This is a genomic window from Streptomyces sp. PL-25, from assembly GCF_058344915.1.
The window spans coordinates 5024185-5037265 of sequence record NZ_CP136997.1 but is presented as its reverse complement, the minus strand read 5'-3'; the positions used below and the strand labels follow the sequence as shown (position 1 = coordinate 5037265).

The 13081-nt window shown below is 74.6% G+C and carries 12 protein-coding genes; 7 read left to right on the top strand and 5 right to left on the bottom strand.

Annotation, left to right across the window (positions count from 1 at the left end; translation table 11 throughout):
* The first annotated feature begins 37 nt into the window (after positions 1-37).
* From R4Z62_RS22880 to R4Z62_RS22850, 7 genes are all read left to right on the top strand, one after another.
* Positions 38-562, top strand: coding sequence for an SH3 domain-containing protein (locus tag R4Z62_RS22880; protein WP_491520752.1), 525 nt, complete (start codon positions 38-40; stop codon positions 560-562).
* 43 nt (positions 563-605) lie between these two features.
* The gene (locus R4Z62_RS22875; protein WP_491520751.1) at positions 606-2012 is read left to right on the top strand and encodes an FtsW/RodA/SpoVE family cell cycle protein; all 1407 of its coding nucleotides are present in this window, start codon (positions 606-608) and stop codon (positions 2010-2012) included.
* Between the two features lie 181 nt (positions 2013-2193).
* Positions 2194-3669: a penicillin-binding transpeptidase domain-containing protein gene (locus R4Z62_RS22870; protein WP_491520750.1), complete on the top strand. Its 1476-nt coding sequence runs from the start codon at positions 2194-2196 to the stop codon at positions 3667-3669.
* Positions 3670-3800: 131 nt separating this feature from the next.
* Positions 3801-4739, top strand: a complete 939-nt coding sequence (locus R4Z62_RS22865; RefSeq protein ID WP_491520749.1) for an AurF N-oxygenase family protein — start codon at positions 3801-3803, stop codon at positions 4737-4739.
* A gap of 86 nt (positions 4740-4825) precedes the next feature.
* On the top strand, positions 4826-5482 hold the full coding sequence (locus R4Z62_RS22860; protein ID WP_064535258.1) for a TetR/AcrR family transcriptional regulator: 657 nt from the start codon (positions 4826-4828) through the stop codon (positions 5480-5482).
* Between the two features lie 10 nt (positions 5483-5492).
* A complete protein-coding gene (locus tag R4Z62_RS22855) occupies positions 5493-5801 on the top strand; it encodes a DUF8847 domain-containing protein (RefSeq protein ID WP_064535257.1) in 309 nt (102 codons plus the stop codon).
* Between the two features lie 102 nt (positions 5802-5903).
* A complete protein-coding gene (locus tag R4Z62_RS22850; RefSeq protein WP_491520748.1) occupies positions 5904-7028 on the top strand; it encodes a C40 family peptidase in 1125 nt (374 codons plus the stop codon).
* Between the two features lie 20 nt (positions 7029-7048).
* Here the strand turns inward: R4Z62_RS22850 and R4Z62_RS22845 are convergent, their stop codons facing one another.
* The 5 genes from R4Z62_RS22845 to R4Z62_RS22825 are packed head-to-tail and all read right to left on the bottom strand — an operon-like array spanning position 7049 to position 13018.
* Entirely contained in the window at positions 7049-8314 is a 1266-nt protein-coding gene (locus R4Z62_RS22845; RefSeq protein ID WP_064535255.1) for a styrene monooxygenase/indole monooxygenase family protein, read from the bottom strand.
* Positions 8315-8354: 40 nt separating this feature from the next.
* Positions 8355-9008 carry a GTP-binding protein gene (locus R4Z62_RS22840; RefSeq protein ID WP_491520747.1) on the bottom strand — a complete coding sequence of 218 codons (654 nt, stop codon included), beginning with the start codon at positions 9006-9008 and terminating at the stop codon, positions 8355-8357.
* The gene (locus tag R4Z62_RS22835; protein ID WP_491520746.1) at positions 8989-9435 is read right to left on the bottom strand and encodes a DUF742 domain-containing protein; all 447 of its coding nucleotides are present in this window, start codon (positions 9433-9435) and stop codon (positions 8989-8991) included. Before R4Z62_RS22835 ends, R4Z62_RS22840 begins: the two co-directional genes overlap by 20 nt.
* A complete protein-coding gene (locus R4Z62_RS22830) occupies positions 9432-9935 on the bottom strand; it encodes a roadblock/LC7 domain-containing protein (RefSeq protein ID WP_064535252.1) in 504 nt (167 codons plus the stop codon). The genes R4Z62_RS22835 and R4Z62_RS22830 overlap by 4 nt, the downstream gene beginning before the upstream one ends.
* Positions 9932-13018, bottom strand: coding sequence for a sensor histidine kinase (locus R4Z62_RS22825; RefSeq protein WP_491520745.1), 3087 nt, complete (start codon positions 13016-13018; stop codon positions 9932-9934). Before R4Z62_RS22825 ends, R4Z62_RS22830 begins: the two co-directional genes overlap by 4 nt.
* Positions 13019-13081 lie beyond the last annotated feature (63 nt).

The window sequence follows — 13081 nt, the reverse complement described above, 5'->3', positions numbered from 1 at the left end:
GCTTTCCTGGACTTCGCCGCCCCACTGGAGGTCGTCCGTGTCCTCGCGTTCCCCGCACTCGCCCCACTCCCCCCGCTCCCCGCGCACCGCGCTCGCCCGGCTCGCCGTGACGGCCGCCGCCGGTGTGCTGCTGGCCGCCGCCGTCGCGCCCGCCGTCGCGGACGAGGACGGCCGCGCCACCCCGGCGGGCACCCCCGGCCCCGCGGCCGCCACCGCCCCCGCACCGGCCGCCTCGCCCACGTCCACCACCTCGCCCGCACCCGCGGCCTCCCCCACGTCCAGCGCCACGCCCCCCGCGCAGAGCGGCACGCCGGACAGCGCCACCCGCTTCTACCGGGGCCGGGTCACCGCCCGGGGCGGGCTCGCCCTGCGCTCGCGGCCGGACCGGGGCAGCCAGGTCCTCCGGGTGGCCCGCCAGGGCGAGACGGTCTGGATCTACTGCAAGACGAACGGCGCGAACGTGGACGGCAACCACCTGTGGTACCTCCTCGCGGACGGCACCTGGGCCTGGGGTTCGGCCCGCTACATCGACAACGTCGGGCCCGCGCCACGCTGGTGCTGACCCGCACGACGTCCGATATGCATCTTTTCGGTAGATTCCCGGCATGACCGAGGCCGGAATGACCGGGACCACCGGAACCACGGGAACCGCCGGAGCCACGGGAGCCACCGCGGCGGCGGACCCGTCCGCGCCGGGCGCGCCGCGCCTGCCCCGGCGGCGCGGTGTCGAACTCGCCCTGATCGTCCTCGCCGTCCTGCTGTCCGTGTACGGCTACTGCGCCGTCGGCCTGGCCAGGCACGGCACGATCCCGCCCGGCGCCGCCGGTTACGGCGCCGGGCTCGGCGTGCTGGCGCTGCTCGCGCACGGCGCGGTGCGGCTGCGGGCGCCGTACGCCGACCCGCTGCTGCTGCCCATCGGTGTGCTGCTGAACGGGCTCGGCCTGGTGCTGATCTACCGGCTGGACCTGGAGACGCCGGGCGAGCGGGCGGCGCCGGTGCAACTGGTGTGGTCGACGCTGGGCGTGGCGCTGTTCACCCTGGTCGTGTTCGTGCTGCGCGACCACCGCTGGCTCCAGCGGTACGCGTACGTCTGCGTGGTGGCCGCGCTCGGGCTGCTCACGCTGCCCATCCTCTTCCCGGCGGTGAACGGCGCCCGCATCTGGATCCGCTTCGGCGGGTTCTCCTTCCAGCCGGGCGAGTTCGCCAAGGTGCTGCTCGCGGTGTTCTTCGCCGCGTACCTCGCCGCCAACCGCAGCGCACTGGCCTACACCGGCCGCCGGGTGTGGCGGGTGCAGCTGCCCACCGGGCGGGTGCTGGGGCCGGTGGTCGCGATCTGGCTGCTGAGCGTCGGGGTGCTGGTGCTGGAGCGGGACCTGGGGACCTCGCTGCTGTTCTTCGGGCTGTTCGTGGTGATGCTGTACATCGCCACCGGCCGCACCGGCTGGATCGCGCTCGGGCTGCTGCTCGCCACGGCCGGGGCGTTCGCCGTCGGCTGGCTGGAGCCGCATGTGCACAGCCGGGTCGCGGAGTGGCTGCACCCGTTCGCGACGATCGAGGCGGGGCGGGGCCCCGGCCAGGTCGCCCAGTCGCTGTTCTCGTTCGCGGCGGGCGGGGTGCTCGGCACCGGCCTCGGGCTCGGCCACTCGATCCTGGTCGGCTTCGCGGCCAAGTCGGACTTCATCCTGGCCACCGCCGGGGAGGAACTGGGTCTGGCCGGGCTGTCCGCGGTCTTCCTGCTGTACGCCCTGCTCGTCGAGCGCGGCTACCGGGCCGGCCTCGCCCTGCGCGACCCCTTCGGGCGGCTGCTGGCGGTGGGGCTCGCCTCGATCGTGGCGCTCCAGGTGTTCGTGATCGCGGGCGGGGTGACCGGCCTGATCCCGCTGACCGGCATGGCGATGCCCTTCCTGGCCCAGGGCGGCTCCTCGGTGGTCACCAACTGGGCGATCGTGGCCCTCCTGATCCGCGTCAGCCACGTGGCCCGGCGCCAGTACGACGGGACGGTGGCCCCATGACCGGCACCCGACCGACCCGGCCGGCCCCCGCCGCGAGCCGCCCCCGGACAGACCCTGCGTCCACCACCACGAGCCGCCCCCGGCCCAGCCGACGGCCCGCCTCCGCCCGCCGTGCGCGGGGCGGTCGGAGGGGCGGCGGCCTCACCGTGGTCCGCGACCGGTCCGGGCGGGGAGGCCCGCGGTGACCCGGCACATCCGGCACGCCGCCGTTTTCTGCCTGGTCCTGCTGGTGGCACTGCTGGTGAACACGGCCTGGCTCCAGGTGCTCCAGGGCCGGTCCTACGGCGGCAACCCGGCCAACCGCCGCCCGGCCATCGCCCGTTACCAGCAGCCGCGCGGCGACATCCTGGTCGGCGGGCGGGCGGTGACCGGCTCCCGGGACACCGGCGAGCAGCTCCGCTACGAACGCACGTACGCCGACGGCCCGTTGTACGCCCCGGTCACCGGCTTCGCCTCGCAGCTGTACGGCACCACGTATCTGGAGCGCTCCGAGGACCGGGTGCTGGCGGGGACCGATCCGATGCTGGCGGGGTTCCCGCTGTGGAACGACTTCACGCGCGGGCAGCCCGCGGGCGGCGACGTGGTGACGACGCTGAACGCGGCGGCGCAGCGGGCGGCCTTCGAGGGGCTGGGGGCGCGCAAGGGGGCAGTGGCGGCGGTGGAACCGGCCACGGGCCGGATCCTGGCGCTGGTGTCGACCCCGTCGTACGACCCGGCGGAGCTGTCCGGGAACGGGCCCGCGACCGAGGCGGCCTGGGCGCGGCTGAACGACGATCCGGAGCAGCCGATGCTCAACCGGGCGGTGCGGCAGACGTATCCGCCGGGTTCGACGTTCAAGGTGGTGACCGCGGCGGCGGCGCTGGACTCGGGGGTCGTGACGGACCTGGACGCGCCGACCGACTCGCCGGACCCCTACCGGCTGCCGGGCAGCACCACGCGGCTGGTCAACGAGGCCGACGACTGCGAGGACGCCTCGCTGCGCTTCGCCTTCGCCTGGTCGTGCAACACGGTGTTCGCCAAGCTCGGCGTGGACGTCGGCGCGCGGGGGATGCGGGAGGCGGCGCGGGGCTTCGGTTTCGACGACCCGGATCTGAAGGTGCCCTTCGCGGTGGCGCCGAGCACGTTCGACGCGCCCGCCGACCGGGCGCAGCTCGCGCTGTCGTCCATCGGGCAGTACAACACACGGGCCACGCCGTTGCAGATGGCGATGGTGGCGGCGGCGGTCGCGAACGGCGGCCAGGTGCGGGTGCCGTATCTCGTGGAGCGGACCACGCGCAGCGGCGGGGCGACGGTGTCGGCGGCCGGGTCGCGGCCGGTGCGGCAGGTGATGCGGGCGACGACGGCGGAGCGGCTGCGGGAGCTGATGTGCGACGTGGTGAGCTACGGCACCGGCCGCAACGCGGCGATCCCGGGCGCCGTGGTGGGCGGCAAGACGGGCACCGCGCAGCACGGGGTGGGCAACGCGGGCACGCCGTACGCCTGGTTCGTCTCCTGGGCGCAGGGCTCGGAGGACCTGGATCCGCGGGTGGCGGTGGCCGTGGTGGTGGAGGACGCCTCGGCGCGGCGCGGTGACATCAGCGGTGGCGGTACGGCGGCGCCGATCGCGAAGGCGGTGATGGAGGCGGTGCTGCGGACACCGGCGGCGCCGGAGTCGTAGGCACCGGGCCGATACGTCGTGCGCGAGGGATTGACGGGCTTGCTGACACGCAGTCTCATAAGAGGCGAAGGAACTGACTGCCGAGTAACCAGTCGGCCCAGCCGCATTCCCGTACGACGAGGTGGACAGCCATGACGACCGTGACGGAAGCCGAGGCGCTCGCCGGACTGCGCGACGCGCTCGGCCTGCTCAAGGACCGGGAGCAGGTGGCCGAGCGGCTGCTCGACTCTTCCGCCAAGCACTCCTTCGACCCGGACAAGGAGCTGGACTGGGAGGCGCCCTTCGAGGAGGGCAAGTGGTTCTGGCCGCCGGAGCTGGTCTCGCTGTACGACACCCCGCTGTGGAAGCGGATGAGCGAGGAGCAGCGGATCCTGCTCTCCCGGCACGAGGCCGCCGCGCTCGCCTCCCTCGGCATCTGGTTCGAGCTGATCCTGATGCAGCTGCTCGTGCGGCACGTCTACGACAAGGCGGTCACCAGCGCGCACGTGCGCTACGCCCTGACCGAGATCGAGGACGAGTGCCGGCACTCGAAGATGTTCGCCCGCATGATCACCCGCGGCGGCACCCCCTGGTACCCGGTGAGCCCGGTCCACCAGCACCTCGGCCGGCTCTTCAAGACCGTCTCCACCACCCCCGGCTCCTTCACCGCCACCCTGCTCGGCGAGGAGGTGCTCGACTGGATGCAGCGCCTGACCTTCCCGGACGAGCGGATACAGCCGCTGGTGCGCGGGGTCACCCGTATCCACGTCGTCGAGGAGGCCCGGCACGTGCGCTACGCCCGTGAGGAGCTGCGCCGCCAGATGGTGACCGCGCCGAAGTGGTCCAGGGAGTTCACCCGGGTCACCTCCGGCGAGTTCGCCCGGGTCTTCTCGCTCGCCTTCGTCAACCCCGAGGTCTATCCGAACGTGGGCCTGGACAAGCGCGAGGCCATGGCCCAGGTGAAGGCCAGCGGGCACCGGCGCGAGATCATGCGGACGGGCGCCGGGCGGCTCACCGACTTCCTCGACGACATCGGGGTGCTGCGGGGCGTCGGGCGGCAGCTGTGGCGGTCCTCGGGCCTGCTGGCGTGACCGGCCGCGGCGACGCGCGGGAGCGGGCGCGTGAGCGGCCCGATCGGGACGGCCGGGACGGGCCGCCACCGATTACGCTGCTGGTCATGAGCCCCGCCGCCCCGACCCCCGCGTATCGCCGCCTCAGCGTCGAGGAACGGCGCGCCCAACTGCTCGAAGCGGCCCTGTCCCTCTTCGCGCACCGGGCGCCCGAGGAGGTCTCGCTGGACGACGTGGCGGAGGCCGCCGGGGTGTCACGGCCGCTGGTGTACCGGTACTTCCCCGGCGGCAAGCAGCAGCTGTACGAGGCCGCGCTGCGCTCCGCCGCCGAGGAGCTGCGGCACTGCTTCGACGAGCCGCGCACCGGCCCGCTGCTGCCCCGCCTGGCCCGCGCCCTCGACCGCTACCTGGCCTTCGTCGACCAGCACGACACCGGGTTCAGCGCGCTGCTCCAGGGCGGCAGCGTGGTGGAGACCTCCCGCACCACCGCCATCGTGGACGGGGTGCGCCGGGCCGCCGCCGAGCACATCCTCAGCCACCTCCGGGTCGACGGCCCCGGGCCGCGGCTGCGGATGACCGTACGGATGTGGATCACCGCCGTGGAGGCCGCCTCGCTCATCTGGCTCGACGAGGACAAGCAGCCGCCCGTCGGGGAGCTGCGGGACTGGCTGGTCGAGCAGTTCGCGGCCGTGCTGACGGTGACCGCGGCCCGCGACCCCCAGACCGCCGAGCTGGTCCGGCGCCTGTCCGCGGCGGATGACTGACACTGGTGCCGTGAAGAGCGAAGACACCCCCTTCGAGGGCGGGCCCATGGACGGCCGGGTGCTGCCCGTGCTGGTGGGCCCCACCGGGAACCCCCCGAAGACGTACCGCATCCCGGTCCCGGACCCGGCCGGCGGCCCGCCCACCGTGCTCGTCTACCGGCGGCAGCCGCGCGGGCACAGCAAACGGCTCGGGCTGCCGCAGGGCTGGAAGTACACCTTCGACCCGGAGGGCCGGCGCGGCACCGGACCGAGGTGGCCGTGGTCCCGCCCGGCACCCCGGAACACGGACGAGGGCAAGCCGGGTGACACCGGCGGGTGACCTGGTTGCGCCGGACGGCGCACGACCGGCACACAAATCGGCTCATACGTCCAATCCTCACGGTGTGGAGCGGAGGGACCGCCCCGCACCGGAGGTGATGTCGTGTCAGGCAGGACACTGCGCCTGGTGTGCACGGCGGCGGTGGCGGCGCAGGCCGCCCTCGTCCCGGCGACCGCCACGGCCGATCCATGGCCCGCGGCGCCCGGACAGCCGTCCACGGCCGCGCTGCTGACGGACCTTCAGTCCCTGTACCGGCAGTCCGAACAGGCCACCGCGGTCTACGGCGCCACCGCCGAGCGGCTGGAGCGGCAGCGCGCCGAGACCGACCGGCTGGCCGCCGCCCTCGGCCGGGCCCGGCAGGACCTGGCCGCCGGAAAGGCGGCGGCGGGCCGGCTCGCCCGCCAGGAGTACCAGGGCACCAGCGACTTCTCCCCCTATCTGCGGCTGCTGCTCGCCCGCGACCCGCAGCACGCCCTGGAGCAGGGCCATGTCATCGGGCAACTGGCCCGGCAGCGCGCCGAGGCGGTGGCCCGGCTGACGGCCGGCGAGCGGACGGCGGACCGGCTGGCACGCGCCGCCCGCACCGCCTACGACGCCCGGCTCGCCCTGGCCCGGCGGCAGCAGCGGGACCGCGACGCCGTACGGGAGAAGCTGCACGCCATCGAGAAACTGCTCGCCTCGCTCAGCCCGGCGCAGCTCACCGCGCTCGCCGCCGTCGAGAAGAACGGCACCGACCAGGCGCGCACCGCGCTGCTCGCCTCCGGCGCGCTGGGCGCCGCCAGGCCGCCCACGCCCAAGGGCGAGGCGGCCGTGCGCTACGCGGTGCGCCAGCTCGGCAAGCCCTACCGGTGGGGCGCCACAGGACCGGCGGCCTACGACTGCTCGGGCCTGACCTCGCGGGCCTGGGGCCAGGCCGGTACGCCCATTCCGCGCACCAGCCAGGAGCAGTGGGCCCGGCTGCCGCACGTCCCGCTGGCCCAGCTGCGGCCGGGCGACCTGGTGGTCTACTTCCCCAAGGCCACCCATGTCGCCCTCTACCTCGGGGACGGCATGGTGGTGCAGGCACCCCGGCCCGGGACGAAGGTGAAGGTCTCCCCGCTCACCGCCAACCCGGTGCTCGGCGCGGTGCGCCCCGACCCGGGCGGCAGGCCGCTGCCCCGGTACGCCCCGCCCGCGCTCCCGCCGGGCGCGGCGGCCGGGGCGGACGCGGCACCGCCGAAGCTGTGACGCCGGGCGAAGCGGTGACGTCAGGCGGCGGGCGCGGCGCCCGCGACCTCGGCCACGTACGCCTCGGCCTTGTCCGGCTCGTAGAAGAAGTGCTCGAAGTCGGCCGGGTCGTTGAAGCCGTTGGCGATGCGGTCGGCGATGGGCGGGAGCTGACCGGCGGCACCGAAGAGGTTCAGGACGTGCTCCGGCGGCGGGGCGAGCATGGCGTTCGTCCACTTGGTGACGTGCCGGGCGGTGTCCCAGTAGCGGTCGAACGTCTGCCGCATCCACTCCTCGTCGAACGGCTTGTCGCCGTGTTCGAGGATCGAGGCGAGATAGGCGGCGGCGCACTTGGACGCCGAGTTCGAACCCTGGCCGGTGATCGGGTCGTTGGCGACGACGACGTCCGCGACGCCCAGCACCAGGCCGCCGCCGGGCAGCCGCCCGACCGGCTTGCGCACGGTGGGCGCGTAGCGGCCGGCCAGGGTGCCGCCCGCGTCGGTCAGCTCCACCTCCGTGGCGCGCGCGTACTCCCACGGCGTGAACGTCCGCATCAGGTCCAGCGTCAGGGCCAGATGCCGGGCCGGGTCCTTGACGCCCTTGAAGACGTCCAGGGGCCCGCCGGGTATGCCCTCCCAGAACAGGATGTCGGCGCGGCCCGAGAGGGTGAGGGTCGGCATGACGAACAGCTCGCCGACCCCGGGCACCACGTTGCAGCGGACCGCGTCGAGGTCCGGGTGCTCCGGGCGCGGGCCGAGCCCGTGCACGTACGCCACCGCCAGCGCGCGCTGCGGCTCGCTGTAGGGCGAGCGCTCCGCGTCCCGCTCGAACATCGACACCAGCTCGCCCTTGCCCGCCGAGACGAGGACGAGGTCGTAGGCGCGGGAGAAGTAGTCGAGGTCGCCGACGGCGGCGCCGTGGATGACGAGCTGGCCGCCGCGCTGCGCGAAGGTCTCCATCCAGCCGGCCATCTTGACCCGCTGGTCGACCGACTGCGCGTACCCGTCGAGCCGGCCCAGCCAGTCGATCGCCCGCTGGGTGGGACCGGGGTCGTGGGAGCCGGGCGCGGCGACCGAGAGGCCGAGGCCCTCGATCCTGGGGGCCTGGGACTCCCAGAAGTTCACCTGGACGTCCCGCTCGTGCTGGAGCGCGGTGTGGAACATGCACTGGGTCGACATGACCCGGCCGGAGCGGATCTCGTCCGCGGTCCGGTTGGACATGAGGGTGACCTCGTACCCGTGCGACTGGAGGCCGAGGGCGAGCTGGAGACCGGACTGGCCGGCCCCCACGACGAGTATCTTTCTCATGCGGGTGCTACCTCCTGCGACTTCTGGACGGCCCGATGGATCATTCGGGGGTTTCCTCGAGGGTGTGCGCCACGAGAGCCAGCAGGGTCTCGACGGCCGAGGCCCGGCGCCGCGCGTCCATGATCAGGACGGGTATGTGCGCCGGGACCGTGAGCGCCTCGCGGACGTCCTCCGGCTCGAACAGCTCGCTGCCGTCGAAGTGGTTGACGGCCACGACGTACGGCAGCCCGCAGCTCTCGAAGTAGTCGAGCGCCGGGAAGCAGTCCTTCAGCCGGCGGGTGTCGGCCATGACCACCGCGCCGATCGCGCCGCGCACCAGGTCGTCCCACATGAACCAGAACCGCTGCTGGCCCGGGGTGCCGAACAGATAGAGCACCAGGTCGTCGTCGAGCGTGATCCGGCCGAAGTCCATGGCGACGGTCGTCGTCACCTTGCCGGGCGTCGCGCTGAGATCGTCGGTCTCGGCGCTCGCCTCGGTCATCAGCGCCTCGGTCTGCAGCGGCGTGATCTCCGAGACGGCGGTGACCAGCGTGGTCTTGCCCACGCCGAAGCCGCCGGCCACCACGATCTTCGTGGCGATCGGGGCCCGGGTGCGGTCCCGCTGCCAGGGCAGCAGCGTCTCGTCGGACTCGTCGAACGCGGCGGGACCGGCCGCGAACGGGGCGACGGCGGAATCAGAGACGGCGGAGTCCATTCAGCACCCTTTCCAGCAGAGCGCGGTCCGGGCGGCCGGTGCCGTGACCGGTCCCGGTGCCGTACACACGGATCTTTCCCTGGTCCGCCAGGTCGCTCAGGAGCACGCGGACCACACCGAGCGGCATCTTCAGCAGCGCGGCGATCTCGGCCACCGTACGCATCCGGCGGCACAGTTCGACGATGGCCCGCATCTCCGGCATCACCCGCGACAGCGGGGCGCTCGACAGCTCCTTGCGCTCGTCGGCGGCGTCCAGCGCGGCGGTGCTGGCGACGAACGTCTCCACCAGCAGGACGTGCCCGAAGCGGGTGCGTCCGCCGGTGAGCGAGTAGGGGCGGACCCGGGCGGGCTTCCTGCGCTCGCCGCCGCGGACGGGCAGCTGCCGCCGGGGGACACCGCCGGCCGGACCGCTCGCCGCCGCGCTCATCGGGTGTTCTCCGCCGGCTCGGCCTCCATGGACTTGCGCAGCTCGCTGCGGAGTTCGGGCGTCAGGACGTGTCCGGCGCGGCCGACGAAGAGCGCCATGTGGTACGCCACCACGCTCATGTCGCACTCCGCGGAGCCGTGCACGCCGAGCAGCGAGCCGTCGCTGATCGACATCACGAACAGGCTGCCCTCGTCCATGGCGACCATCGTGTGCCGGACCGCTCCGGAGTCCATCAGCCGGGCCGCGCCGATGGTGAGGCTGCCGATGCCGGACACGATGGTGGCGAGATCGGCGGCCGAGCCGCGCGGCCCGGCGGGCGTGTCCGCGCGGGCCCGGCGGGCCTCCCCGGCGTGCTCGGGGTCGGAGGAGAGGAGCAGCAGGCCGTCGGAGGAGACCACGGCGACCGATTGGATGCCGGGCACCTCCTCGACCAGGTTGGTCAGCAGCCAGTGCAGGTTGCGGGCCTCGCTGCTCAGTCCGAAGGTGGTGGGCGCTGTCAACTGCTTGCCTCCTCGACTGTGCCCCCCGTGGACTCCCCGGCTTGCGCGCGGGTGGCCGGTGCCGGCCGGTGGTGCTGGGCCGTCTGTTCCGCGATCTCCGCCTCCACGTCGCGGTAGCCCGCCTGGGCTCCGCGGCGGAAGCCGCCCAGGCGGCGGCGGAGAGCCTCGGCGTCCACCGAACCGGCGGACCGGCGCGGGGCATGGGCGGGTGTGGTGATCCTCGGGGTCCGCTTGGGCAGCCCCTTGTCGGTCAGGGGCTCCCCGTCGTCCCCCGCCCGGCTGTGCTCCGCCGCCCCCTCGGGCGAGACGGCCGGCCCCGGCACGGGGGCCGCCGGGGCGGCGGGCGGTGCTCCGGCCGGAGCGGAGGGTACGGAGTGTGTGCCGGGCGCGGGGTGTGCGCCGGGGTGCGCGTGGGTGTCGGGCTCACGGCTCGCGTCGGCGTGCGCGCGGGTGCCGGGCTCGTGGTCCGCTCCGGGACGGGGCTCGGCGGCCGCTCCGGTCACGAGGCCGGTGCCCGACGTCGAGACCGTCTCCGACGCGGGGGCGGGCACCGCGGGCCCACCGGGTGCGGACCCCTGGCCGGGCGCGGCGGGGCCGTCCGCCGTGGAGGTGTCCGGCGCGGGCGTGTCCGGCGCGGGCGGCAGGAAGAGTTCCATCGTCGTCTCGGACGGGGACTCCTCCGGGAACGTCCGCGCGGGGGCCGCCTCGGAGCGCGCGGGCGCCTCCTCGCGGGCCCCGCCGGGGGGCGGGGAGGTCCGTTCCCGGGTCTCTCCGGCGGGCGCGGGGGTCTTGCCGTGCGCCTCCTCGGACTCCGCTGACGCCTTCTCGCGGGCCGCCTCGGACTGCCGTACGGCCTTCTGGGCGAGGGCGATGAGGGGGTCGGTGCCGTCGGGGGTGCGGGCGGGCAGGACGTGGGAACCGGCCTCGGCCTCGGCGCCGGGCAGGGAGACGGTGCCGGCGGCCGGGGCGGCGGTGCCGGGGGCGGGCGCCAGCAGCGGCTGGGGCACGACGACGACCGCCGCCGTACCGCCTTGCTTCTGCGCGCGCAGCTGCACCCGCACCCCGTGCCGGTGCCCGAGCCGGGCCACCACGTACAGGCCGAGGCCGAGACCTTCCTCGGCGCCCTGGGTGTAGGGGGCGTCCGGGTCGAAGTCGGCGAGGCGGGCGTTGAGCCGGGTCAGCCGCTCGCCGTCGACGCCGATGCCCTCGTCCTGGACGGAGAGCATGATCTCGCCGTTCTCCAGGAGCCACCCGGAGACCTCGACGGGCCGCTCGGGCGGGGAGAACGAGGTGGCGTTCTCCATGAGTTCGGCCAGCAGGTGGGAGAGGTCGTCGGCGGCGAAGCCGGCCACGTGCGCGTGCGGCGGCAGCGCGGCGATGCGCACCCGCTCGTAGCGCTCGATCTCGCTGACCGCGGCGCGCACCACGTCGACCAGCGGGACCGGCCCGGCGTGCTGCTGGACGTGCTCGGTACCGGCCAGCACGAGGAGGTTCTCGCTGTGCCGGCGCATGACCGTGGCGAAGTGGTCGAGCTTGAAGAGGGTGGCGAGGCGGTCGGGGTCCTGCTCGCGCTCCTCCAGGCCCTCGATGACGGTGAGCTGCCGCTCGACCAGGCCCAGGGTGCGCAGCGCCAGGTTGACGAAGGTGGAGCCGATGCCGGCGCGCGTGCGCTCCAGGCGGGCGGCCGCCTCGGCGAGTTCGGCGCGCAGTTCCTCGCGGGCGTCGGCCATCTTCTGCCGCTGCCCGACCAGGTGCTTGCGGTCGGTCTCCAGGGTGGCGACCCGTTCGGCGAGGGCGGCGGCCTGGGTGTGCAGGGCGTTGACGGAGCGGATGACCTCGGCGTACTCGTCGTTGCGGCCGGTGAAGCTGATCGGTTCCTCGGCCGCCGGGTCCTCGGCCCCGGCCAGGCGGGCGGAGCCCCGGCGCAGCACGGCGAGCGGGCGGGTGAGGGTGCGGGCCAGGGCGGTGGCGATGCCGATCGCGACCAGGAGCAGGGCGCCCAGCAGGGCGACGCGCAGCTCCAGCGCGGTGACGTCGTCGTCGCGCAGCCGCTCCAGGTCCTTGGTGCGGTGGTCGTACAGGGAGGACTCGGCGCCGCGCATCAGGTCGAGCCGGGCGGTGAGGGCCGCGTCGACCTTGGCGGCGCCGACGGTGAGGTCGGCGTCGGAGAGCGAGGACTCGTCGGTGAGCCTGGTCAGATAGCCAGCCGCGGAGTTCACCTCGGGTCCGGTGACGGTGGAGTCGTAGGCGGCGCGGGCGGCCTCGGGCGCGGTCTCGCGGAACGCGGCGAGTGCGGCGTCGGAGCGGATCCGGGCCTGCTGGGCGGCGGCGCTGAGGGCGTCGCGCTCCTTGGCGGCGGCCTTGGAGGAGTCCGTGGTCTCGGTGGGCGCGCCGGTGACCGGGTCGTAGACGGTCCGCGTGCTGTACGGCACGGCGAGGGCGGCGGCCAGCAGTCCGCGGGCGGCGGCGGCCTGCTGGACGGCGGTGTCCAGCTCGGCGAGGGCGTGCGCCCCCGAGCCGGCCCGCGCGGGCATCTGCTCGGCCAGTTGTCCGGCGAGCCGGTGCAGATCGGCGATGACGGCGGAGTACGCCTGGTGGGTCTGGAGCGCGGTGCTCTTCCCGGTGAGCGCCGAGCGGCGGACGGCGGCGATGCCGTCGAGGTCGGTGCGCAGCCAGCCCGGTGTGCCGGTGGCGGCGCGCAGGTCGTCCGCCCGGCGGTCGACGCGGGCGCCGCGCTGGGCGGAGGGCGCCTTGGAGCGGGGGCGGCCGGCGGCGGCGTAGGCGGTGACCTCGTCGCGTTCGTCGGCGAGGGCGTGGGCGAGGGCCAGGGCGTCCTGGGTCTGTCCGGCGAGGGTGACCAGGTCCTGGGAGTCGCCGACCCGGCCGGAGGCGTCGAGCACGGAGGGCGCGCCCGCACCGGCCACGGCGGCGGCGACCACGGCGACGGCGAGGACGAGGCGGTTGCGTACGTGCTTGGGGCGGCCCTTGCCCACAGGGGGCGCGGAGGGCGTGCCGGGTGTGTGCTCGGGTCCCTTCGCGGTGGCCGTCTGCTTGCCTGTGCGCCGAGGCCGCTTCTTCTGCACCGGTGCTCGCATTCCTGTACTCGTGTACTCGTGGGCCCGGGTGGCGGCTCGTCAGCTGGTGCG

Excerpts from the sequence above, each read along its gene's own strand:
- R4Z62_RS22875 (WP_491520751.1), top strand. The coding sequence starts at position 606 with ATGACCGAGGCCGGAATGACCGGGACCACCGGAACCACGGGAACCGCC.
- R4Z62_RS22865 (WP_491520749.1), top strand. The coding sequence starts at position 3,801 with ATGACGACCGTGACGGAAGCCGAGGCGCTCGCCGGACTGCGCGACGCG.
- R4Z62_RS22860 (WP_064535258.1), top strand. The coding sequence starts at position 4,826 with ATGAGCCCCGCCGCCCCGACCCCCGCGTATCGCCGCCTCAGCGTCGAG.
- R4Z62_RS22845 (WP_064535255.1), bottom strand. The coding sequence starts at position 8,314 with ATGAGAAAGATACTCGTCGTGGGGGCCGGCCAGTCCGGTCTCCAGCTC.
- R4Z62_RS22840 (WP_491520747.1), bottom strand. The coding sequence starts at position 9,008 with ATGGACTCCGCCGTCTCTGATTCCGCCGTCGCCCCGTTCGCGGCCGGT.
- R4Z62_RS22835 (WP_491520746.1), bottom strand. The coding sequence starts at position 9,435 with ATGAGCGCGGCGGCGAGCGGTCCGGCCGGCGGTGTCCCCCGGCGGCAG.